Genomic DNA, 21,992 nt, shown 5'->3' with positions numbered 1-21,992 from the left:
CTATTGTGGAGGTCGCTCGACGTGCTGCATCCCCCATGCAGCACGTCGCTCGTCCCGTACCGCTTTTTTCTGTGCTGTTTTTCGGAGGTTCCATGACCGAGCAAACGCAGCGGGGCAGCTCCTTTGTCCTGGAAGTCTGGGGAGAGTACGGCTGTTTTACCCGTCCCGAGCTCAAGGTGGAGCGGATGAGCTATCCGGTGATCACGCCCAGCGCCGCCCGCAACATCTTTGACGCCATCTATCTGGAGTTTGATCCCCGCACCCGCAGACCCGCCCACCGCTGGGAGATCAGCCGCATCGAGATTCTGGAACCGGTGCGGTACGTCGCGCTCATGCGCAACGAGGTCAAGGAAAAAATCAGCGTGCCCAGCGTCAGGCGGTGGATGAAAGATCCCGCGCAGCTCGTGCCCATCCTGGCCGACGCCACCAAGGACGAGGTGGGCACCGACACCAAGGGCCGCACCCAGCGCCAGACCATGGCCCTGAAATCGCCCCGCTACCGGATCTTTGGCCACGCCGTGCTGTTTGAGGAGGACGGGGCGCTGCGGCAAAAAATCGAGCGCAGCTTCGAGCGCCGAGCCCGGCGCGGCCAGTGCATCTTTCAGCCCTACCTGGGCTGCCGGGAGTTTGCGGCGGCCTTTGAGCTGGTCACCGGAACGCCTGCGGTGCCTGTTCCCCACGATGAGGAGGTGGGCTGGATGCTCTACGACGTCTTTGACCTCTCACGCCCTGGCGCAAACACGGACGCTCCTCACATCAGCCTGTTTCGGGCGAGCATTCGTGGCGGTGTGCTGGAGGTGCCCCCCTACCACAGCGCGGCTGTGCGCAAACCCGGAGGAACCTGATGCTCGAAGCCCTGATTCGCCAGGCTGAGCAGGCGGGCCTTAGCCCCGAACCCGGCTTCGCCCGCAAGGAGCTGCACTGGCTCGCACAGCTGCACGGCAGTCGGCTCACCGGCGTCCTGCCGCTGCGCGAGGGCAAACAGGGCCGCAGCGTCGCACGCTGCCCCGAGCTCAGCCAACCGGAAATGATGGCCCTGCCCAAGGCCCTGGGGCAAACCCAGGCCGCCCACTTTCTGGCCGACTCCTGCGGCGTCATCGCCCTGCTGCCCGAACGTGCGGGGCAGGAGGTCGACCCCAAAACTGCGGCCAAACATCTGGCCTATCTCGCCCTGCTGGAACGCGCGGCCCGGGCTGTGCCAGAGCTTCAGCCCGTGCTGGAGGTTCTGCGGACTCCCGACCAGCTGAACGAGCTGCGCGCTGAGCTCGCGCGGCAGGGCGCCAAGGCCACCGATCGTCTGAGCTTTGCCGTCGACGGCCTGGACCTGCTGGAAAGCGAGCTGTGGCACCCCTGGTGGCGCGGCTTTCGGCGTGAGGTCTTTGGGCGAGCAGCCCCCAAGGGCACCATGCTTGACCTCAGCAGCGGCGAGGCGGTCACCCCGGCTCAGACCCATCTCAAGCTCACCCGGCTGGGTGTGGGCGCGATGCCTACGGGTGCCTCTCTGGTCGGCTACGACAAGGAAGCTTTCGGTTCCTACGGCCTCCAAGCGGGTGAAAACGGCGCCGTTTCGGAAGAAAATGTGGCCGCCTACCGCGCGGCGCTCGACCAGCTGCTCGACAGGGCACCGGTGCTTGGTCAGATGAAGGTGGCGGTGTGGTTTGATCACCGCCAGGACGAGGGCGAGGCCCTGATCCAGGCCCTGACCAACCCCACCACCCTCGAGCAGGCCGCAAACTGGAGCTGGGACGACTGGGACGACAGCGCGCCCACCGAGGTGCTCGACACGCCCGAGCAGCAGGAGGCGGTGGCCAAAGCGCGCGCTCAGCAGCTGCTCACCGCCCTGCGCCGGGGCGAGGCGCCGCCAGCCCTCACCGCCCGCTACTTTGCCCTGGCGATCAGCGGCGCGAGTGGCCGGGCGATGGTCCGCGACTGGCACACCGGCAGCCTGGAACACCTCGCCCAGGCGGTCACAACCTGGTTTGAGGATCTCGCCATCGTCAACCTCAGTGGCCAGCGGGCCAAGCGTCCCGGCTTTTCCCAGGTGCTCCTCAGCATCCAGCGCCCCAAAGCTGCCTCGACCTCGCTGGACGACTACCTCAAACCCATTCGTAACCTTCAGCTCCCCCTGTGGCGGGCGGCCCTTGACCCTCAGGCCCCCCTTCCATTGGCTGCTGTTACCAAGGTGATGGAGGCCCACCGAGCGCAGGTGATGAGTGGCGCGTTCAGCGAGGCCTTAAGCCGCGAGGGTGACAGCACAGAAAAGGCCCGCATCTACACGCGCATGGCCCTCTTGCGGGCCTATCACTGCCGCAAGGCCCGCCGCCAGCTCGCTCGCGAACAAGGAGGTTTTTTGATGTCCAGTTCGGTTGATCCCCGGCACCCCAGCCCCGCCTACCACTGCGGACGCCTGATGTACCTGCTCGCCCAGGTGCAAGAAGCCCAGGGCGGCGATATCAACGCCGGTGTTGTGCAGCGCTACTACGGCGCTGCCAGCAGCACGCCCGGCCTGGTCCTGGGCCGCCTGACCCGCCTTAGCCAGCACCACCTGGCCAAAATCGCACGCGACAAGCCTGGCCTGGCCTATACGCTCGAACAGGACATCGCCGCCGTATGGGCTGTGCTGGGCCATACCCTCCCCAGAACACTCTCCCTCGAAGAGCAGAGCCTCTTTGCCCTGGGCTACTACCAGCAGCTTGCCGACAGCGTGGCCCGGCGCAAGGAGCTGGCCGCCCAGCGCCGAGCCGCCCAAGCAAACTGACGCTTCCCGCCTTTCTCCCCCGGAGGAATCCTATGACCCAAACCGCTACGCCCATCCGCAACCGCTACGAGTTTCTGCTGCTGCTTGACGTAGAAAACGGCAATCCCAACGGTGACCCCGACAGCGGCAATGCCCCCCGCGTCGACCCCGAAGACGGCCACGGGCTCATTTCGGATGTGGCCCTCAAACGCCGCGTGCGCAACTACGTTCAGGCGGCGGGCGAGCAAATTTTCATTGAGCACGGCACCAACCTCAACCGCCGGATTTTTGAGGCCAAACAGGCCAGCGGCGGCGGCGGCAAAGGCAAACAGGATGTAGACGCCGCTCGCCGCTGGATGTGTGCCCACTTCTACGACGTGCGGACCTTTGGCGCGGTCATGAGCACGGGGGCCAATGCCGGGCAGGTGCGCGGCCCAGTTCAAATCACCTTCGCTCGCAGCCTCGATCCCGTCTTTGCCCTCGAGGCGAGCATCACCCGCGGCGCGGTGGCCGAAGACGTCAAAACCGCTCGGACGCTGGACGATTTCCTGCAGTGGGAAGCCCAGCAGGACGAGGACAAGCTACGCACCATGGGCCGCAAGAGCCTGATCCCCTACGGTCTTTTTGCGGCCAAAGGCTTTGTGAGTGCCCATCTGGCCGAGGGCACAGGCTTCAGCGAGGCCGACCTTAAGCTGCTCTTTCAAGCCCTGCTGAACATGTACGAGCACGACCGCAGCGCGAGCAAGGGGCTGATGAGCAGTCGCCGCCTCTTTGTGTTTCGGCATGTGGGCACCGACAGCGATCCGGAGCGGCGGGCTCGCCAGGCCGTGTTGGGCTGCGCTCCGGCCCATAGGCTGCTGGACCTGGGACAGATCATCGAGGTCCGGCGCAAGGACGAGCACAAGCCCGCCCGCGCCCTGAGTGACTACGAGGTGACCGTGCATCTGGACCGCCTCCCCGCCGGAGTCGAGCTGCTGGACTTGGACAGTTGGGACGAGGCCCGGTACCGCGGCGGCTGGCAGGCGCGCTAGGAGCAGCGTGCCGCCTGAGCCCCTGCTGCTTTCCAGCCTGGCGCAGTACGCCTACTGCCCGCGGCGCTGCGCCCTGGTGCATGTCGAACAGGAATGGGCCGACAACATCTGGACCGTGCGAGGCGAACAACTGCACGCGCGCGCCCACGGCGGAGGAGAAGAGGCTCGCGGGGACGTGCGAATTCTGCGCGCTTTGCCCCTCGTCTCGCGCCAGCATCGCCTCAGCGGCGTCGCTGATGTGGTTGAGCTGCGGCCGGGCGACGTGCCCTATCCGGTGGAGTACAAGTCCAGCCGTTACCCCAAGACCCACCGGCTGGGGCACTTTGTCGAGGCGCTACAGCTCTGTGCCCAGGCCCTGTGCCTGGAGGAGATGTTCAGCCAACCGGTGTTGCAGGGCGCGCTCTACCACATCGCCAGCCGCAAACGGCGCGAGGTGACCTTTACCCCGGCGCTGCGTCAGGCGGTGTTGGAAGCCCGTGACGGTGTCTGGGCCCTGCTGGAGTCGGGTGTCTTGCCCCCACCCGCCGCCGACGACCGCTGCCAATGGTGCAGCCTCCAGGAAGAATGCGAACCCTTTGCGCCGCGCGACTTTCCGCGGGGTTACGACCCCTTCAGCACCGCCCTGGAGGAACCATGAGGCAACTCCTCAACACCCTGTACGTCCAGACCCAGGGCACTTATCTGCACCTTGACACCGACAACATTCGGGTGGAGGTCGAGCGCGAAAAGAAGGCGATGCTGCCGCTGCACCACGTAAACGGCGTGGTGGTGTTTGGCAACGTGCTGCTCTCGCCCTTTCTGATCCACCGCCTCGCCCGCGAACACAAGCCCGTCACCTGGCTCAGCGAGCACGGACGTTTTCTGGCCCGCACAGAGACGCCCGTTCGCGGCAGCGTCCTCCTGCGGATGGCCCAGCACGACTGTGCGGGTGACCGGGAACGAACGCTTGCCGTTGCCCGGTATATCGCCGCCGGCAAGCTTCAGAACCAGAAGACGGCCCTGCTGCGGGCGGCGCGTGAGGCGGCCGAGGCCGACGCCGCCCCCCTGCGGCAGGCTGCCCGCGACATCAATGACCAGATCGCCTGCCTGCCTCTTGGCCAAACGGTGGACGAGGTGCGCGGCATCGAGGGCACGGCCGCCCGCAGCTACTGGCAGGTGTTTCCCCTGATGCTGCGGCAGCACCGCGAATTCTTCTGGCTCTCGGAACGAACACGCCGCCCGGCCCGCGACCCCATCAACGCGCTCCTGAATTTCGTCTATACGGTGCTGGCCAACGAGTGTGCCTCGGCCTGTCAGACCGTCGGGCTTGACCCGCAGATCGGCTTTCTCCACGCCCTGCGGCCCGGCCGGGCCAGCCTCGCCCTCGACCTGATGGAAGAGCTGCGCCCCATCGCCGCAGACCGCGCCATCCTCACCCTGATCAACCGCGGCCAGATCACCCCCCGTGACTTCGAGCAGCACGAGGGTGGAGTGGTTACCCTCCGCGAGGAGGGCCGCAAAACAGTTTTGGCGCACCTCAACGAGCGCCGCAAGGAGGAAGTGACCCATCCCCTCACCGCCCGCAAAACGCCGCTGGGGCTGGTTCCACACGTCCAGGCCCGCCTTCTTGCCCAGCACCTGCGCGGCGACCGCCCGCACTACCCTCCATACCTCCACCGATGATTGACCTGCTGATCTGCTACGACGTCGCCACCCAGACCGAGGCGGGCCGCAAGCGCCTGCGCCGCGTTGCCAAAGTCTGCGTCGCCCACGGCCAACGGGTACAAAACAGCGTCTTTGAAGTCAGCGTGAGCGAAGAACAACTCCTCACCCTACGTCAGAAGCTGCTGAGTATCCTCGACCCTACTGAAGACAGCATCCGCATCTACCGCCTGCGGCAGCCCCGTCAGCACTTTGTGGAAGCCTACGGCCTGGACCACTACCGCGACTTCAGCGAGCCACTCATCTTGTAAGCTTTGCGCGAACCCCACGTGACGAAAAAACCCCGGGGGGTTCGCGCAGAGCAAAAAGTCCCTCTGGGACGGGATCTTTGACAACTGACCCTCAAGGCCACCTCCAAAAACTGGACAGCTCTGAGGAGGTTCGCGCAAACTGATGGCGGGGAGCCGTATGGGACGCATCCGGATGGCGAACCGTTGCAGCCGTCCTTCGGGGCGGCTGAGGATTGAAACCCGTCGCACCCGGCCCGGCGGCACACCTCGCACACGTTGCAGCCGTCCTTCGGGGCGGCTGAGGATTGAAACACTAATGTCCGGGGCGACCCCCAGGGGGATAAAGCGCGTTGCAGCCGTCCTTCGGGGCGGCTGAGGATTGAAACGGTCACGTAGTCCGTGATCGTGTAGCCCAGATCACGTTGCAGCCGTCCTTCGGGGCGGCTGAGGATTGAAACTTCATCAAAAATACCCCGACTGAGCCGGTTTGGTGTTGCAGCCGTCCTTCGGGGCGGCTGAGGATTGAAACATGGAGCATCCTCCGGGTCCGCTCACCGTGTCTCGTTGCAGCCGTCCTTCGGGGCGGCTGAGGATTGAAACGGCGAGAGGAACCACACGGGCGCACACACCGCCGTTGCAGCCGTCCTTCGGGGCGGCTGAGGATTGAAACGAGGGGTTCGAGGTCCACCCGGTCGCACAGTTGCCGTTGCAGCCGTCCTTCGGGGCGGCTGAGGATTGAAACTCCCATCTGGTCATTCCCGGTGGCTACGTTGATCGTTGCAGCCGTCCTTCGGGGCGGCTGAGGATTGAAACGTTGTTTCGGCAATCAAGGCTTATTCGGCGGATAGTTGCAGCCGTCCTTCGGGGCGGCTGAGGATTGAAACGATATGGTATAATAATCCTAGGCGGAAATGCCTATGGTTGCAGCCGTCCTTCGGGGCGGCTGAGGATTGAAACGTGTTGGTATACCAAACCATTGCCAATGTACAGCGCGAGTTGCAGCCGTCCTTCGGGGCGGCTGAGGATTGAAACCTTGTTGCGGGAGGCCAAGCTCATCTCCGCCGAGACGTTGCAGCCGTCCTTCGGGGCGGCTGAGGATTGAAACCTCGTCGTAATAATCGAAGCCTCCCCCGAAGCTCGGGGTTGCAGCCGTCCTTCGGGGCGGCTGAGGATTGAAACTGCAGCCTACGCTGCGCCGCGCCTCACTGAAAAGCGTTGCAGCCGTCCTTCGGGGCGGCTGAGGATTGAAACTCTCTCTTCATATCGCACCCCGCGTGGGGAATTGTTGCAGCCGTCCTTCGGGGCGGCTGAGGATTGAAACCGGTAGCGCGCGGCCAGCAGCAAGGCCGGTAGCGAGGTTGCAGCCGTCCTTCGGGGCGGCTGAGGATTGAAACTGCGGCGGATAGAACTTTAATCGCCTGATTCCGCGAGTTGCAGCCGTCCTTCGGGGCGGCTGAGGATTGAAACCATGAACCCCATGAGTCTAGTGAAATATGCGGTGTTGCAGCCGTCCTTCGGGGCGGCTGAGGATTGAAACTCGGGCGGGGCATAGAGGGATGGCGGCTGGTCGAGATGTTGCAGCCGTCCTTCGGGGCGGCTGAGGATTGAAACCGTTGGACGGGAAGCGCCCGGTCAGCCGCCACCATGTTGCAGCCGTCCTTCGGGGCGGCTGAGGATTGAAACGCCAAGGGTGAGGACCCCCCGCGCCCGCCCGGCCGTTGCAGCCGTCCTTCGGGGCGGCTGAGGACACTGCGCTTCAGCCCAGGTCCAATTCGCGCAGGATGTCCTGCATGCGGGCACGTTCTTGCTGAGCGCTCTCGGTGTCGCCTTGCCCCAGGTGCCAGTCCACCAGGTGCGTGCGGGCCTCGATGTTGAGGGGGTCAGCAGCGATCAGGTTCCGTAGGGCGTCACGCCGCTCCAAGCTACCCTCGGGCTGGGCGTCGGCATAAACCCGCAGGGCGTCGTGCAGGAGCCGCTCGGCCAGCTCGCATTCCTCGTGCAGCTCGGCAGCCAGATCAGGCAGGACAGCCGGGGGCGTGGTCTCTTGGCGAATCAGGGCCGCAATCCGGTCCGGATCGCGGGCAGCCAGGGCCTCTTGCAGGTCCGCCAGGTCACTGTGTACCGGAAAAGTCAGGGTCAGGCGGCCCCGCGCGCTGCGAATGAGGTTTACGCCGAAGGTGCTGCGCAGGTGATACACAGCTGTTTGCAAGCTTGCCAACGGGTTCTTGGCGTCTGGCCAAAACCGCTCGGCGAGCTGCTCACGAGGTTGGGAACGGCCGGAGAGGGCCAGGGCGACCAGCAACGCTGCACTCTTGCGGGTCGGAAAGTCCGCCGAACGCCAGACACGTCCCGCCTGGGTGACTCGCAGCGGTCCCAGGACACGCAGCACCAGGGGAAACAGCGCACGGGTAGCGTCATCCTGGGCATGGGTGACCAAGCGGTGTGCCGCCGGGCTCCTGAGGAGTGCGCGGTAACCGTGGGTGCGAATCAGGTCGAGGGCCTCCTCCAGGTCTTGGGGTTCAGCCCGGTGCAGAAGGGCTGTTGCCAGTTCCAGCCGGGCCTCCTCCTGGCGAGCTGCTTCGATTACTTCTCCCACGTCGTCGGCGCCCTGCAACGCGGCTTCTAGGTCGGCGCGCAGCCCCAAGGCACGGGCCTCAGCAAGGGCGGCTCGAGCAGCCTCTGCCTCGCCGAGTTCGCGGCAGGCACGGGCCAGCAGCAGTTGGGTCTCGGCCTGTAGGCTCCGGTCGGCAGAAGGCACGGCTTCCAGCAGGTCGCGGGCCACCTGTGGCAAACCGGCGTGCAGGGCGAGCAGGGCACGGACGCGGGTGATCCAGCCCGTCACATGGGTCAGCTCGAAGCGTTCAGTTAGGGCCTGAGCACGCTCGAGATGGGCGCGGGCCTGCTCCTCCTCGCCCAGCAGTGTCCGCACCTCCGCCAGGTTCACGTGGGTAAGCGCAGTTTCCTCCGGGTGATCCTCCTGCAAGAGGCGCAGCACCTGCTCGTACGGCACAAGCGCCTCTTGCAGGAGGCCCCGGCCGAATTGCAGGCTGCCCAGCGTTTCCAGGCTGCGGGCCTCGCGCCGCAGGTCGCCCGCCTCGCGGAAGGCGGCAATTGCGCCATCAAGGCTCTGTTCGGCGTCGGCATGGCGGCCCAGCTGCACCAGCAGGGTAGCGCGGTTGTGCGCGGCCTCGCCGCCGGTAAGCCCCCCCACGCGGCTGGCCTCCCCGAAATCCTCCAGCGCCCCCGCCGCGTCGCCCCGGACTGCGCGCACCACACCCCGCGCGTTGGCGGCAAGGGGTTGCAGGGCCGGAGGCAATACCGGGAGGGCGCGGCTGTAGAGCGCCTCGGCCCGTTCCAGATCGCCCGAGGCCCGCGCGAGCAGGCCGGCGAGGTAAAGGGCCGCTGGTTGCTCGCGCCAGTAGGGGGGCAGGGCACGCAGGGTGGCACGCAGTACCTCTGGTCCCGACCCCACCCGCAGCTCCTGTGCCAGCAGGGTGAGGTGCTCATCCCAGGCGCCCGCCTCACGCAGCAGGGTAAGGGCCGCAGCCGTAAACCCCGCCTGGTGCAGCAGAGCGGCGACGGGTCGCGCGACTTGAGGATCCGGCAATGGGCAGAGGTGACGGCGCAACACACCCGGCAGCTCCCAGCCGCCCGGCACCGCCCACAACCATCCACGGTCCGCCAGCACCTCAACTGTTTCCCAGGAAACGTGGAGGGCAGCTGCCACTTGTGGGGTGACCAGGGGTGTGAGCGCAAGGGCTCGGTAGGCAGCAAGGAGGGGCCCTGGCGGCAGCAGGGGGGCCAGCAGGGCTCCTGCCAGCGGATGGCGGTACCACTCCTCCCGATCGGAAGCGTGGCTTTCTGCCAGGGCCAGGGCCAGCGGCAGGGCGGCGGGCCAGCCCCGGCTGAGGGCAAAGGTGCTGGCTGCCCAGGCGGGGGCGCCCCTCACCGCTGCCCGCCACTCCTGCTCGGTGTACCGGGTATCGGTCCCGCTGAGGACCAGCAGAGGCAGGGAGCTGTCTGTTTGGGCCGCCCAGGTCATCAGGTCAGCACGGCGCCGGGGCCACCATAACCAACGGAGCTCGGAAACAGGTGGCTCGCGGGTGACGGTCAGGCCCCGGGCCCTGGCCCAGGCAACCAGTGCCTCCTGGCCTGCTCCGACATCCACGGGAAGCACCACCCGGTCAGGTTCCGCAGCCAGGCGAAGCCGCAGGTGTTCCGGCAGGGGAATCATGAGTCAGTATAGAAAAAACCTTTAGTTTAGCGCAGAAACGGCGCGAGCGGGAACGAGTTTGCGTTTTTTTTGAGGAGCGTTTGCTGAAATGGACTCCATCCAAAGCATTCTCACCTCCAGGAGTTCCCGATGAAACACACATCCCCGATCATCCTGAGCCTGACCGTTCTTCTTGCCGCCTGTGGGCAGAGCACGCCGCAGGGAGTGACCTCCACCCAACCTCAGGCACGTGCGGCCGCCAGCACGCTGAGCGTACAGAGCCCCGGCACCACCCAGACCGAGTGCCAGGCACTGTACGCGACTACTCCCAGCAGCGTGCAGGTGGACAGCAACCTGCGCTACGGGCAGGTGGGCACGCTCATCCTCTCCTTCCTGGATGACACCAGCAAGGGCCGCGCGATCACCTGGATGGACTCTAACCTGCCCGTAGACCTGGGCAAGGGCCTGGGTGTGCTGGAGAACCTGCCCATGATCGCGGTCAAAACCCTGGTGACACCGGAGCTGCTCGATACCCTCAAGGCCAACCTGCCCGGCCTGGTGTCGGTGTACCAGGACGCACCCCTCCAGTACAAGCTGGCCGAGAGCGTGAAATTTATTGGGGCAGACGTCGCGCGCAACACCTACGGCGTGACCGGGAAGGGCATTGGTGTGGCGGTGCTGGACTCGGGGGTTGACGGTACCCACCCCGACCTGAAAAACGTCGCCAAGAACGTGAAGCTGGTGGGACCGATCACGGATGTGGGCGTGGGGGGCTACCTGTATGTAGACTCGCCCAACACCGATACCAGCAGTGGGCACGGCACGCACGTAGCCAGCACCATCGGCGGCAGCGGCGCGGCCTCGGAAGGCTCGGCACGGGTACGCCAGGGGGTCGCGCCCGGTGTGACCCTTGTCGGTGTGGGCGCCGGAGATGCCCTGAGCATCCTGTACGCCCTTCAAGGCTTCGACTACATCATGAAGCCAGAGGTGCGCGAGACCTACAACATTCGGGTCATTTCCAACTCCTGGGGCTCCAGCGGAGAATTCGCCCCCTACAACCCCATTAGCCTCGCGGCCAAGCGGGCCTACGACGCGGGCATCATCGTAACCTTTGCGGCGGGCAACGAGGGGCCGGACGCCAACACCCTCAATCCCTACTCCGCCAGCCCCTGCGTGATCAGCGTGGCGGCGGGAGACAAGAAGGGCTATCTGGCCGACTTCAGCTCCCGTGGCCGCCCCGGCGACGCGCTTGTTCACCCCGATGTCACCGCGCCCGGCGTAGACATCAGCGCCGCCCGCGCCCTGACTGGCCTGGCCGCGACTACTGTGCCCGACCTCGACAATCCGCAGTACTCCACCATCAGCGGCACCAGCATGGCAACCCCCCACATCAGCGGCGTCGTGGCCCTGATGCTGGAAGCCAATCCGCGGCTGAAACTGGACGACGTGCTGGCAATCTTTAAGAAGACCAGCCGCCCGATGTACTACACCGAGACGGCCACAAACGGCCTTGATCCCAACCAGGTCGTTACCAAGCGCCGTGAGCTGTGGGAAGTTGGCTACGGCTATGTGGATGCCAACGCCGCGGTGCGGGAGGCGGTGCGCCTGAATCCCAACCGCTACACCGTCACCACGACGGCCCTGCCCAGCTGGAGCGGCACCGTTGCGAGCAGCGTCTGCGCGCCCCTGGTGAACTGTGTGGCTACCGCGCAAGACACCCATACGCTGAGCGTTCCCTCCGGTGCCTCGGCCCTGCGCGTCTCGACCGAGTGGGGCAACCCCGCCTACGACCTCGACCTAGAGGTGTATGACCCCGCCGGCCGGCTGGTTGGTTCCAGCGCCCAGGGAACCAGCACCGGCGAGGCCGTCAGCATCCCCAACCCGGTAGGAGGCAACTGGAAGGTTGTCCTCAAGGGTTACCTCAACCCCACCACGACCTACACCGGCACTGCCGAGATTGACAAGGTCATCCGCAAGTAAACGGCCCGCCCAGAAACCAGCGTCTTCCCAGCTTGGGGAGACGCCTCCTTTGTTGATCCTGTCGACACGGGTCGCGTGGGAGAGCGGCGGCCTAGGCTTCCGGCTCGGTCCGCCGCCCCCGTCCCGCGGCGTCGGGCGCGCGGGTCAGTTCGTGAGCGGGCACACCGCTGAGCATCCCCTGTTCGGTCTGCACGTCCACCTTGCCGGCGAGGGGATGCAGCTTGACGACCTTGCCGCAGGCTCCGCTGGCCGTGTGGCACACTCGCGCATTCTTGCGGGGAAGGTCACCAAGCAGGTCGAGGTACTGGGCATGCTCGTATTGCAGGCAGCACAGCAGGCGGCCGCAGGGACCGCTGAGCTTTTCGGGGTTCAGCGGAAGCTGCTGATCGCGGGCCATGCGGATGCTGACCGGGGCAAACTCCTGAAGGTGGTGGCTCGAGCAGTTTTCACGGCCGCAGGCCCCCAGCGTGCCGATCATCTGTGCCTGCTCACGGGGACCTACCGCAGCGAAATTCACCCGAGCGCGGGTATGTGCTCGGAGGTCTGCGATCAGGCTGCCGAGTTCGATGCGTTCCTCGGCGCTGTAACTGACCGTGACCAGGCTCTCGTCAAGCGTGAATTCCACCGCCACGATCTTGACCGGCAGGCCGCGTTCGCGGGCGCGGGCCCGCAACAGCCATTTCAGGTCCTCTCCCTGACGGTACAGCTCGTCCCAACGGGCCAAGTCTTCGGGGGTTGCGGCACGCAGCACGGCGCCGTAGCGGCCCTGGGGATCCGGAGCTCGGCCCTCGCCGCGCACCGTGGCGACCTCGGGCCCGCGTTTGCCCTGTACCACCACACGCGTCCCCACCGCATGCGGCTCTTCGCTGAGCATCGCATGCAGGCGGGGACTGCGTTCGAAGCGGACGGGCAGGACAATCACGTCCCGCAGGATGTCATGCCCGCCGGGGAAGCGTCGAGAGCCGGATTACGAACGGATGAGAAGGAGGAACTCAGTGCCGCTCGGCGATCACCTCGATCTCCACCCGGACGTCTCTGGGCAAGCGGGCCACCTGAACGGTGCTGCGGGCCGGATAGGGCTCTTGGAAGTATTCTGCATACACCGCGTTCATGGCGGCAAACTCGTTCATATCCGCCAGGAACACCGTGGTTTTCACCACGCGGACCAGGTCCGTTCCGGCAGCGGCCAGCACAGCCTTGATGTTATCGAGCACCTGCCGCGTCTGTGCCGCGACGTCACCCTCTACCAGGCTGCCATCGGGCCGCAGCGGAATCTGGCCGCTGGTGATCACCAGATTGCCGAAGGTGGTGGCCTGGCTGTAGGGACCGATGGCCGCGGGTGCGTCTGGGGTCTGAACGACGTCTTTCATAGCCTTACTGTACCCGTGCTCGCCGCTCACCCCGAGGAGTTGCGGACCTCGCGCTCCGGCGAGGGCGCGGCCAGCGCGGCGGGGCGCAACGGAAAACGTCCGGGCCGAGCACGCAGCACCCGCTGGGCAGCGGCCACCCCCAGCAGCAGCGAGACGCCCAGCAGACCGATGAGCAGTCGGGACTCGGGAATCAGCATCACGCCCAGCAGCGTAAAATAGGCGACAATCAGAAGCACGTAGGTGAGGGGACTGCTGCCCCGTTGGGCGTTCAGCAACGCGTCCACATAGAGGGGGCCTTCCCCCTGGCGAACCGGCAGGGCGTAGTGCGGCAGGCGCTGATCTTGCAGCACGTCCACCACAACGGCGGTGATGTTGTCTGGACCTCCCGCAGCGTTGGCAGCCCCCACCAGGGTCCGTACAGCCTGGTCGGGCGTCTGGGCCCGGGTCAGCAGGTCGAGCAGGGCGCCGTCAGAAAGAACTCCGCTGAGGCCGTCACTGCATAGCAGCAGGCGGTCCCCGGCGGCGACCGGCAGGCCAAACAGTTCCAGGCGCACCCGCTCCTCGCCGCCCAGGGCGTTACTCACCACGCTGCGCCACTGGTGGTGGCGGGCCTCCTCCTCGGTGAGGTTTCCTAACCGAACCTGCTCGGCCACCCAGGAATGGTCGTCGGTGAGGCGGTAGAGTTCTCCGCCCCGCAGCAGATACGCCCGCGAGTCCCCCACATGGGCAAGGAGCGCTGCCCCCCGGTCGATCAGCAGGGCAAGCAGCGTGGTGCCCATCCCGACGTATTCGCCGACCGCGTGCCGCAGCACCGCCAGGTTGGCAGCCTGTACCGCCTGAGCGAGGCGCACGGGCGGCGAGCCGCGTCCCTCCAGGTAGTGCTGGCTGAGGGTATCAAGCGCGAGGTTGGCGGCAAGTTCGCCCGCCGCGTGTCCGCCCATGCCGTCCGCCACCGCATAGAGCCCCCCCTGCGGCAGGTCGAGGGCCAGGGCAGCATCCTGATTCACGCGGCGCTGACGCCCCACATCCGTCAGAATCCCGGAGGACAGGGGGGGCGTCGCGTTGGCGCGCATGTGAACAATATAAGGGAAGGGCTTTTTGCCGGGGGAGCACATTGAGAGCCCTTTTCCACCCCAGAGATGGCCCAGACCGCAGGAGCCTTAAGGCTGCACCCTCACTCGGCGATAACGGGCCTGGATGAGACACCACCAGCCGTAGCAGAGGGTGCCCAAAGCCACAACACCCAGCAGCAGGGGTCCGGCAGGCTGCGCGCGCAGCCAGGAAAACACCTCCGCGATCCCCCGCACGCTCCCGGCACGGCCCCGCCACGCGGCGAGCAGCAGGAACACCGCGATGATCGCCAGCACCACGCCCCGCGCCGCGATCCCCACCTGCCCGACGCGCTTGACCAGCTCGGCAGAGCGGGTGCCCAGCTCGGTCAGGGCCATCCGCTTCATAAACCTAGCGCCGGAGGCGCTGTAGAACGCGCTCCCGGCCACGGCCAACAGCACCAGGCCAGCCAGGGCAAGCAGGACCTGTCCGCCCGGCCAGTCCAGCACCTGCCGGGCCACCTCCACCTCACGGTGCTCGTCCCGCCGAGCATGTCCGGTCCAGGCCAGCCGCACTGCAAACAGCGCCAGACCGCTGTTGGCTAGAGCGCTCAGCAGGTACCCCGCCCGCTTCGCCAGCCCCCGAGCGCCCCGGCCCTGGTGTTCGGGGTCGAGGAATGCCCGTATCAGTTGCCACAGCGCGTACCCCAGAAGGCCCAGGGCAAGCAGCCAGAGCAGGGGGGTCCCCAGCGGCAGATCCTGAAGGCGCAGCAGGGCCCCCTGCGTATCCGCCGCGACTCCGCCCCAACCCAGCACGACACTCAGCGCGAGCACGCCGATCACCCCGTATATGACGCCCTTGCTGACATAGCCAAAACGCGCCAGGGCCTCCAGGCCCGGTGCCGCGTAGGCCGCAGCCTCCTCTGCACCCGCCTCACGAGAACTCGCCATGATCCGGTTATTCCCCCGTGCGCGCCCGACGTTTCTGGTACGCGCCGGTGAGCAGCTCCGCGATGTACTCGCGGGTAAAGGGCATGCCGCTCGCCTCGGCAGCGGCGATCTCGGCGTCACGGTTGTACGTGAGGCGCACAAAGGTCGCGCTGTAGGAGGGGCTGTGCGGATCGAACTCCAGAATCAGGTAGCTGGGCAGCGTGCTGTCGAGGGGGTTACCGACCGAGCCCGTGTTGATGAGGGGGCGGCCCTCTACGTCGAGCAGCAGCGTCTCGTGGACATCGGCATACACCAGGGCGTCGGCCTGTACCCCTAGGCCAAACTGCGGGTTGGGCGCAAACGCTTCCAGTTGTTCGCCCAGGCTGGAATGCGGGTACAGGCGGTGAAAGAGACCTTTGGAGCTCGCGTGGACAAAGCGCCACCACGCCCCGCCGAACTGCTCCTCAATCCCGTAGGGAAGCCCCGCCAGGTACGCCAGCTGCCCCGCCGTCAGCTTGGAGCGCGGCCACAGGTCTTGGGGCCGGTTGGTCGCGCCCGCAACGCGCGCGTCCCAGTTGCCCTGAATCACCCGCGTCGCGTGCGCCTGCGTCCACTCGACCACCTCGCGCGGACGCGGTCCCTTGCCAACCAGGTCGCCCAACACCCACAGTTCAGAAATCCCCCGCCGCTGCACGTCCGCATGTGCGGCCAGCGTCGCCTCCAGGTTGGCGTGCAGGTCCGCGAGAACGGCCAGACGGATCATGAGCGGAGTCTAACGCAGCGAGCAGAGCGGGCCCGGCGAAGCTGAAGGAAGGAATTAGGGGGCGGGGATGCAGCCAGGATGCCTCAACGGGTGCCTACAGCCCCCCCCGCGGGTTCACGTCCACCCGCACCCGCGCCGTCCAGCGGCGATCCAGGGTAGCGAGGAGCTGCGCCAGGCGGGCGTCGTCGCGGGCGCGCAGCAGCAGGTGGTAGGGGTACACGCCGCGCAGCCGGGCGACCGGGCTGGGGGCGGGGCCAAGCACTTCCCCGGCGGTCGCCCCCGCGCCGTGCAGCGCGTCAAAGACTTCCTGCGCGGCGACCTTCGCCCGCTGCGGATCACGGGCCGCCACCTCCACCTGCGCAAGACGGGCGTGTGGAGGATAGCCCAGGGCGGCGCGGGCGCGTTCCTCTGCGGCGGGGTAGGCCAAGGCGTCGCGGCCCTCGACCATCACCCTCAGGGCGGGGTGGTTGGCCTGGAAAGTCTGCACGACGAGGAGGGGTGCGCGGGTGGGATGCCACTCGGCAAGCTGGCGCAGCAGGCGGTGGTAGCGTTCGGAGGCGCGAAAATCCGAGACGTTCAACCAGGTATCTGCCAGGGTCACGCCGATCAGGGCGAGGTTGGGAGGCGCGTCCTTCGAGAGCAGCAGCTGGGTGCCCACCACAACGCCGCTCTCACCGGCAAAGAGGGGAGAAAGGTCATCCTGGCGGTCGCGGTCGTAGCGGAAGACGGGAAGGCCGGGAGCGAGGCGCGCCACCTCGGCGGCGATCCACTCGGTCCCGGGACCGCGGGCCTGCCACATCCGTTCGCCGCAGGCGTCGCAGCGGTCAGGCAAAGCCTCGTGGTAGCCGCACTGGTGACAGGTGAGCTGGCGGGCAGCCTGGTGAAAACGCAGCGGCACGTCACAGTGGCGGCAGTGCGGCGTGTGCTCGCAGCTCGGGCAGCGCAGCAGGGCCGAGTATCCCCGGCGGGGAGCGAGGAGCGCCGCCTGCCGCCCGCGTTCCCGCACCTGGCGCAAGAGCCGCGTGAGGTCGTGGCTGAGGGGATACCCCAGGTCGCCGGGCGTGAGGTGCGCGCTGGAGAGCGGCCCAAGTTCCGGCTGTTCGGGCGGGTTGGCGTAGTCCACAACGTGCACCCGGGTCCTCGGGGGGGGCAACAGCGCACCGGGAAGAGGCACGCTCTCGGCGGCGGGGACGCTTCCGACCAGGGCGAGGGCGGCACCGTGCGCGGCGGCGACGCGAGCAGCCAGGTCCGGAATAAAGGCGCGGCTCCCCCCCGCGAGCTTGTAGGCGTCGCTGCCCTCCTCCAGCAGGAGGACCAGGGCGGGGTCCGCGAGCGGCGCGGTGAGCGCCAGGTAGCTGCCGATGACCAGCCGGGCCGCGCCGGAACGAATCAGGTGCCAGGCGTGTTCGCGCTGCGCCGCATTCAGGCCGCCGCTGAGCTGAACGGCCCGAGTTCCGGCGGGAACGGCCAGGCCGGAGAGGCCCTCCCAGGCGCGGCGCAGGGTCGCGTGGTCGGGCGCGAGCACCAGCACTCCGCGCCCCTGGGTGAGCAGCCGGGCCACCCGCGGCGCGAGCGTGCGGAAGCGGGACGCGGGCCGCCCGCCATGAAGCCGCCAGGCCGGGGCTTCCGGCAGACGGTCGGGGTCGGAGGTGGTCCAGTTCGCCTGCGGCTCGGGAAGGGAGGGGGGAGGCGCGGGTTCCTGCACGGTGTCCGCCCAGCCACGCAGGGCCAGCGTGCCCGCGAGCGTGGGCGAGAGGGGAATGCCGTCGGCGGACGCACCGCTGGCCCAGTCGCTCAGCGTCTCCACCGGGCCGCGCTCCCGCAGCCAGGTCCAGGCGGGGGGTGGAGGCACCTCCTGCGGCACGTACTGCGCTCCACCCGCCTTCAGCACGTTCGTCACCACACTCGCGCTCACACCCGCGCCGCGGGCCCAGGCACTCAGGTTGTCCTGCGGACCGTGCGCCTCCAACCACGCCCACGCGGCCCGGCCCTTGGGCGTGAGGCCCGCGGGCGGTTCCGCTGCGGCCTGTAGGACGGTCACGGTGCGGGCCGCAGCGGGCACCTCCGCCAGGGGCCGGGCCCGCACCACGCTCCGGGTGCGGACGGTGGGCCAAAACGCCTCCTCCAGCAGGCCCTGCTCGCGGATGGCGTCGAGGAGGGGCGGCGCAAAAGCTCCCGCGTCCGTCCAGATCGTCGTGGGCACGTGACGGGCAAAGGCGCTGAGATCCGCGCCCGGTACCGCCCGCACCCGGTGTTCGACCCGCGCTTCCCACCCCGTGCCCAGCAGGTCACTCCAGACCAGTCCGGCCGGAACCCGAGCGTCGCGCGCCCAGGCGCTGATGGCCTGTACGGTAGCGGGGGGAACCCAGGGGCCTTCCTCGTCATCGAGGACATGCACGGCCTCGCGCAGGCGGTGGGAGGAGCGGCCTTCTCCCTCTCCCACCACCAGGCCAGCGGCGAGTTCGCCCCGCCAGGGCACCAGCACGCGGCAGCCCACCGGGACGGCCGCCCCGTACCCGTGCGGCGCGGCAAAGTCGAGCGCAGCCATCGGCAGGGGCAGCACCACCCGCCAGGGCACCGGCGGGCGGGAAGCAGGATCCGGCGTCACGTGCCCGAAGCTAGCGCAGCCGGGAGGAGCCGAGAGGTGGGGTAGACGCCAAAGCGCCGCCACCGCCTGGGGACGGTACGCTGATTCCATGACTGCCAGCCCCGCTGTGCCTGCTCCGCCCTCCCCCGCTCGCCTGGGCCTAGGCCTCGCGCTGGTGGCCGCGCTGGGCTTTTCCACGCTGGGGATCTGGGGCAAGCTGGGCACCGCGGCGGGCATCAGCAGTTTCAGCCTGCTGGCCTGGCGCTTTGGCCTGGTGGCGCTGGTGCTGCTGCCCCTGGCGGGACGGGGTCTGACCTGGCGGGAGCGCGGGCCCCTCCTCGCTACCGGCGTGCTGTACGCGCTGGCAACCACCTGCTACTTCGGAGCGCTCTCGCGCATCACGGCGGGCACCACAGGGCTGCTGCTGTACCTCGCGCCCGCCTTCGTGATCCTGTTCGGATGGCTGACGGGCCGCAGGCCGGACGCGGCTCGGCTGGGCGCGGTCGCCCTGGCGGCGCTTGGCCTGGGGCTGGTCGTGGGCGTGCCCGGCGCAGGAGACCGCAACCCGCTCGGCCTCGCCCTGGGGGCCGGCGCGGGTGCCCTGTACGCCCTGTACCTGCTCGCCTCCGAGCGCTGGCTGACCGGGGTGTCACCCCTCGCCTCCACCGGGCATATGGCCCTGGTGAGCAGCCTGTATTTTGCCGCGCTCGCCGCGGCCCAGGGCACCCTGCACGCTCCCGGCACCCCCGCGCAGTGGGGCGCGGTTCTCGGCATGGCCGTCCTCGCCACCCTGGTCGCCGTGCCCGCCCTGTACGGGGCTGTTGCCCGCCTGGGTGCTGCCCGCGCCAGCCTGCTGGGGACGCTGGAACCGCTGTTTACCGTGCTGCTCGCCTGTGCGGTTTTGGCGGAGCCGCTGCGGCCAAGCGTGGTGCTGGGCGGAGCATTCATTCTGGGGGGGGCCGTGCTGGCACAGCGGCGCCGGGGCTAAGGCTCACCTCCCCGCCGTATTCTGAACCTGGTTCAACAAGGAGGCAGAATGCGGTTACTTGGTCGGCTGGGACGTGGCCTGCTGTGGTTGATTCTCCTGCTGCTCGCGGCGGCGCTCGCCGTGGTGGTGTGGCTTAAGGTAACGTCGACGCCGCGCACGGCGGGCACCGTGACGCTGGCGGGGCTCCGGGGGCCGGTGACGGTCACGCGGGACGCGTGGGGCGTGCCGCATATCCGCGCGCCAAGCTCGGACGAGGACGCGCTCTTTGCGCTGGGCTTCGTGCACGCGCAGGACAGGGCGTGGCAGATGGACTTCCAGCGCCGCGTGGCGCAGGGGCGGCTGGCCGAGGTGCTGGGCGAAGCCGCGCTTCCTCAGGACCGGTTCCTGCGAACCTGGGGCTTTTACCGCGCGGCGCAGACCGCGCTTCCGGCCCTGTCGGAGCGGTCGCGGCGGATGGTACGGGCCTACACCGCGGGTGTGAACGCGGGCCTGAGGCAGGGCAAGGTCGCCCCCGAGTTCCGCATCCTGGGGTACACGCCCGAACCCTGGACGGAGGTGGACTCCATCGCTTGGAGCAAGCTGATGGCCTACGATCTGGGCGGCAACTGGGAAGAGGAGATCCTGGGGATGCGCGCCGTCAAGCGCCTGGGCCGGGAGGGCCTGGATGCCGTGCTGCCCCCCTACCCGGCCAGCGGCCCCACCATCCTCAGCCGGGGAGAACTGGGGAGAAGCGGCCCGGCTGTGCCCGCGGCGGATGAGACGGCAGTCCTTCCCGAAGCGACGCTCCGCGCCCTGGAAGCGCACCTCGGCGCCGCTCGTGCGCTGGGGATGGAAGGGGTGCCGGGCAAGGGCAGCAACAACTGGGTGATCGCAGGAAGCCGCACGGCCAGCGGCCAGCCCATCCTGGCCGATGACCCGCACCTGGCCCTCACCAGTCCGATGCTGTGGTATCTGGCGGACATACAGGGACCGCAGCTCAGGGCGATCGGCGCGACCATCCCGGGGCTGCCCGGCATCGTGATCGGGCGCAATGAGCGCGTTGCCTGGGGCGTCACCAACGTCAACCCCGACGTGCAGGACCTCTACATCGAACCCGCAGACGCGAGGCTCACCGAGCGCACCGAGATCATCCGGGTCAAAGGCGGAGAGGACGTCCGCCTCACCATCCGCGAGAGCGAACACGGCCCGATCATCAGCGGCGTCGGCGCGGGCGAGGTGGGGCCGCGCGTGGCGCTGAAGTGGACGGCGCTGCAACCCGGAGACACCACCCTGGACGCCTTTTTGGAGCTGAACTACGCGCAGAACTGGTCCGATTTCGTCAGGGCCCTCAAGAAGTACGTGGCCCCCAGCCAGAACTTTGTCTACGCCGATGTAGAGGGCAATACCGGCTACTACGCGCCTGGCCGGGTGCCCATCCGCCGGGGCTGGGACGGCTCCCTTCCGGTGCCTGGCGACGGCTCGCGGGAATGGCAGGGCTTTATTCCCTTTGAGGAGCTGCCCCATACCTTGAATCCTGCCGACGGGCTGGTTGTCACGGCAAACAACAAGGTGGTGCCGGAGGAGTACCCCTATCTCCTGGGCAATCGCCGCAACTGGGCCGAGCCCTACCGCGCCCAGCGCATCACCGACCTGCTCACGGCCCGGACCAGCAGGCTCACCGTGGAGGACGTGCGGCAGGTGCAGCTCGATACCTTTAGCCTGGTGTGGCGCGACCTCAAACCCTTCCTGCTGGGCACGCTGCCCAGCGGAGACCTCAGCCGTCAGGCGCTGGAATGGCTGCGCGACTGGGACGGCAACATGCGGACCGACCGCGTTCAACCGACGATCTTTGAGGCGTGGCTCGCCGAACTTCAGACGATGGCGCAGGACGAACTCGGAAACGAGACGCGCCTCAATAGCCTCGCGGTGCTGAACCAGCTTCGGCAGGACGGCGAGCTTTGCCGCAACGAGGCTGCCCACCGGCAAAACTGCGCGGCCGAGCTCCAGGCCAGCCTGAAACGGGCCGTGGAGCGCCTGGCTGCCCGCCTTGGCCCTGATCCCGCAGGGTGGACGTACGGCCGAGTGCACACCGTCGCCAGCCACCACCGCGCCTTTGGGGAGGTGGCGGCCCTGGCCTGGCTCTTTAACCACTCGGTCCCCACTCCGGGCGGCACGAACACCGTGAACGTGGCTCGCCCTGACCCCGAGACGCTGCGGCAGACCCACGGCCCCAGCTACCGCCAGATTGTGGACCTAGGAGACCTCAACAGCAGCCTGTACGTGGGCAGCCTGGGCCAAAGCGGGAATCCCTTCGGCGAACACGTCACCGACCAGCAGCGGCTCTGGGCGGCGGGCGAGTACCTGCCCATGAGCACGGATGAGGAGGACTGGGGGCGAACAACCACCCTGACCCTCCTCCCCCAGCGCTGAGGCG

16 protein-coding genes and 1 CRISPR repeat array are annotated in these 21,992 nt (G+C 67.8%); of the genes, 9 read left to right on the top strand and 7 right to left on the bottom strand.

The features are described 5' to 3' along the window. The first annotated feature begins 92 nt into the window (after window positions 1–92). Genes cas5c through cas2 form a run of 6 tightly spaced genes read left to right on the top strand, consistent with a single transcriptional unit; the run spans window position 93 to window position 5,720 of the window. Window positions 93–845 (top strand): type I-C CRISPR-associated protein Cas5c, encoded by a 753-nt coding sequence (cas5c, locus tag EI73_RS10610; RefSeq protein ID WP_034388105.1) that lies wholly within the window; start codon window positions 93–95, stop codon window positions 843–845. Beyond that, window positions 845–2,758 carry a type I-C CRISPR-associated protein Cas8c/Csd1 gene (locus tag EI73_RS10605; protein ID WP_034386599.1) on the top strand — a complete coding sequence of 638 codons (1,914 nt, stop codon included), beginning with the start codon at window positions 845–847 and terminating at the stop codon, window positions 2,756–2,758. Before cas5c ends, EI73_RS10605 begins: the two co-directional genes overlap by 1 nt. A gap of 32 nt (window positions 2,759–2,790) precedes the next feature. Beyond that, window positions 2,791–3,768: a type I-C CRISPR-associated protein Cas7/Csd2 gene (gene cas7c, locus EI73_RS10600; RefSeq protein WP_034386596.1), complete on the top strand. Its 978-nt coding sequence runs from the start codon at window positions 2,791–2,793 to the stop codon at window positions 3,766–3,768. Window positions 3,769–3,775: 7 nt separating this feature from the next. Then, the gene (gene cas4 / locus EI73_RS10595) at window positions 3,776–4,405 is read left to right on the top strand and encodes a CRISPR-associated protein Cas4 (protein ID WP_034386594.1); all 630 of its coding nucleotides are present in this window, start codon (window positions 3,776–3,778) and stop codon (window positions 4,403–4,405) included. After that, a complete protein-coding gene (gene cas1c, locus EI73_RS10590) occupies window positions 4,402–5,430 on the top strand; it encodes a type I-C CRISPR-associated endonuclease Cas1c (protein ID WP_034386592.1) in 1,029 nt (342 codons plus the stop codon). The genes cas4 and cas1c overlap by 4 nt, the downstream gene beginning before the upstream one ends. After that, window positions 5,427–5,720, top strand: a complete 294-nt coding sequence (gene cas2 / locus EI73_RS10585; protein WP_034386590.1) for a CRISPR-associated endonuclease Cas2 — start codon at window positions 5,427–5,429, stop codon at window positions 5,718–5,720. Before cas1c ends, cas2 begins: the two co-directional genes overlap by 4 nt. Window positions 5,721–5,902: 182 nt before the next feature. Then, a CRISPR array of direct repeats spans window positions 5,903–7,453; the repeat unit is 37 nt; unit sequence GTTGCAGCCGTCCTTCGGGGCGGCTGAGGATTGAAAC. 2 nt (window positions 7,454–7,455) lie between these two features. On the opposite strand, the gene EI73_RS10580 is transcribed toward cas2, so the two are convergent. Further along, window positions 7,456–9,933: a tetratricopeptide repeat protein gene (locus EI73_RS10580; protein ID WP_034386588.1), complete on the bottom strand. Its 2,478-nt coding sequence runs from the start codon at window positions 9,931–9,933 to the stop codon at window positions 7,456–7,458. 129 nt (window positions 9,934–10,062) lie between these two features. Between EI73_RS10580 and EI73_RS10575 the strand changes: the two genes are divergently transcribed. Continuing rightward, window positions 10,063–11,892, top strand: coding sequence for a S8 family serine peptidase (locus EI73_RS10575; protein ID WP_034386586.1), 1,830 nt, complete (start codon window positions 10,063–10,065; stop codon window positions 11,890–11,892). Between the two features lie 91 nt (window positions 11,893–11,983). Here EI73_RS10575 and EI73_RS10570 read toward each other — a convergent pair whose 3' ends face one another. The 6 genes from EI73_RS10570 to EI73_RS10545 all read right to left on the bottom strand — a co-directional run bounded on the left by EI73_RS10570 (window position 11,984) and on the right by EI73_RS10545 (window position 18,612). After that, window positions 11,984–12,814 (bottom strand): stage 0 sporulation family protein, encoded by an 831-nt coding sequence (locus tag EI73_RS10570; protein ID WP_034386584.1) that lies wholly within the window; start codon window positions 12,812–12,814, stop codon window positions 11,984–11,986. 70 nt (window positions 12,815–12,884) lie between these two features. Continuing rightward, on the bottom strand, window positions 12,885–13,262 hold the full coding sequence (locus tag EI73_RS10565) for a RidA family protein (RefSeq protein ID WP_034386583.1): 378 nt from the start codon (window positions 13,260–13,262) through the stop codon (window positions 12,885–12,887). A 26-nt stretch (window positions 13,263–13,288) separates the two neighbouring features. Further along, on the bottom strand, window positions 13,289–14,335 hold the full coding sequence (locus tag EI73_RS10560) for a PP2C family serine/threonine-protein phosphatase (protein ID WP_034386581.1): 1,047 nt from the start codon (window positions 14,333–14,335) through the stop codon (window positions 13,289–13,291). Between the two features lie 87 nt (window positions 14,336–14,422). Then, window positions 14,423–15,262, bottom strand: coding sequence for a DUF1206 domain-containing protein (locus tag EI73_RS10555; RefSeq protein WP_034386579.1), 840 nt, complete (start codon window positions 15,260–15,262; stop codon window positions 14,423–14,425). Window positions 15,263–15,269: 7 nt separating this feature from the next. Then, window positions 15,270–16,004: a metallophosphoesterase gene (locus EI73_RS10550; RefSeq protein WP_034386576.1), complete on the bottom strand. Its 735-nt coding sequence runs from the start codon at window positions 16,002–16,004 to the stop codon at window positions 15,270–15,272. A gap of 94 nt (window positions 16,005–16,098) precedes the next feature. Then, window positions 16,099–18,612, bottom strand: coding sequence for a primosomal protein N' (locus EI73_RS10545; RefSeq protein ID WP_034386573.1), 2,514 nt, complete (start codon window positions 18,610–18,612; stop codon window positions 16,099–16,101). 88 nt (window positions 18,613–18,700) lie between these two features. On the opposite strand from EI73_RS10545, the gene EI73_RS10540 reads away from it, so the two are divergent. Together EI73_RS10540 and EI73_RS10535 are read left to right on the top strand one after the other, a co-directional pair. Further along, entirely contained in the window at window positions 18,701–19,579 is an 879-nt protein-coding gene (locus tag EI73_RS10540; protein ID WP_034386571.1) for a DMT family transporter, read from the top strand. Between the two features lie 48 nt (window positions 19,580–19,627). Next, on the top strand, window positions 19,628–21,988 hold the full coding sequence (locus EI73_RS10535) for a penicillin acylase family protein (RefSeq protein ID WP_051935488.1): 2,361 nt from the start codon (window positions 19,628–19,630) through the stop codon (window positions 21,986–21,988). Window positions 21,989–21,992 lie beyond the last annotated feature (4 nt).

The sequence above is a fragment of the Deinococcus sp. YIM 77859 genome (assembly GCF_000745175.1).
In the GTDB taxonomy this organism is placed as follows: domain Bacteria; phylum Deinococcota; class Deinococci; order Deinococcales; family Deinococcaceae; genus Deinococcus.
This window is presented reverse-complemented; position numbering and strand designations above follow the sequence as displayed.

Bases quoted from the DNA above. Each gene is read 5' to 3' on its own strand.
- cas5c (WP_034388105.1), top strand. From the start codon at position 93: ATGACCGAGCAAACGCAGCGGGGCAGCTCCTTTGTCCTGGAAGTCTGG.
- EI73_RS10605 (WP_034386599.1), top strand. From the start codon at position 845: ATGCTCGAAGCCCTGATTCGCCAGGCTGAGCAGGCGGGCCTTAGCCCC.
- cas7c (WP_034386596.1), top strand. From the start codon at position 2,791: ATGACCCAAACCGCTACGCCCATCCGCAACCGCTACGAGTTTCTGCTG.
- cas1c (WP_034386592.1), top strand. From the start codon at position 4,402: ATGAGGCAACTCCTCAACACCCTGTACGTCCAGACCCAGGGCACTTAT.
- cas2 (WP_034386590.1), top strand. From the start codon at position 5,427: ATGATTGACCTGCTGATCTGCTACGACGTCGCCACCCAGACCGAGGCG.
- EI73_RS10580 (WP_034386588.1), bottom strand. From the start codon at position 9,933: ATGATTCCCCTGCCGGAACACCTGCGGCTTCGCCTGGCTGCGGAACCT.
- EI73_RS10575 (WP_034386586.1), top strand. From the start codon at position 10,063: ATGAAACACACATCCCCGATCATCCTGAGCCTGACCGTTCTTCTTGCC.
- EI73_RS10565 (WP_034386583.1), bottom strand. From the start codon at position 13,262: ATGAAAGACGTCGTTCAGACCCCAGACGCACCCGCGGCCATCGGTCCC.
- EI73_RS10560 (WP_034386581.1), bottom strand. From the start codon at position 14,335: ATGCGCGCCAACGCGACGCCCCCCCTGTCCTCCGGGATTCTGACGGAT.
- EI73_RS10555 (WP_034386579.1), bottom strand. From the start codon at position 15,262: ATGGCGAGTTCTCGTGAGGCGGGTGCAGAGGAGGCTGCGGCCTACGCG.
- EI73_RS10550 (WP_034386576.1), bottom strand. From the start codon at position 16,004: ATGATCCGTCTGGCCGTTCTCGCGGACCTGCACGCCAACCTGGAGGCG.
- EI73_RS10540 (WP_034386571.1), top strand. From the start codon at position 18,701: ATGACTGCCAGCCCCGCTGTGCCTGCTCCGCCCTCCCCCGCTCGCCTG.
- EI73_RS10535 (WP_051935488.1), top strand. From the start codon at position 19,628: ATGCGGTTACTTGGTCGGCTGGGACGTGGCCTGCTGTGGTTGATTCTC.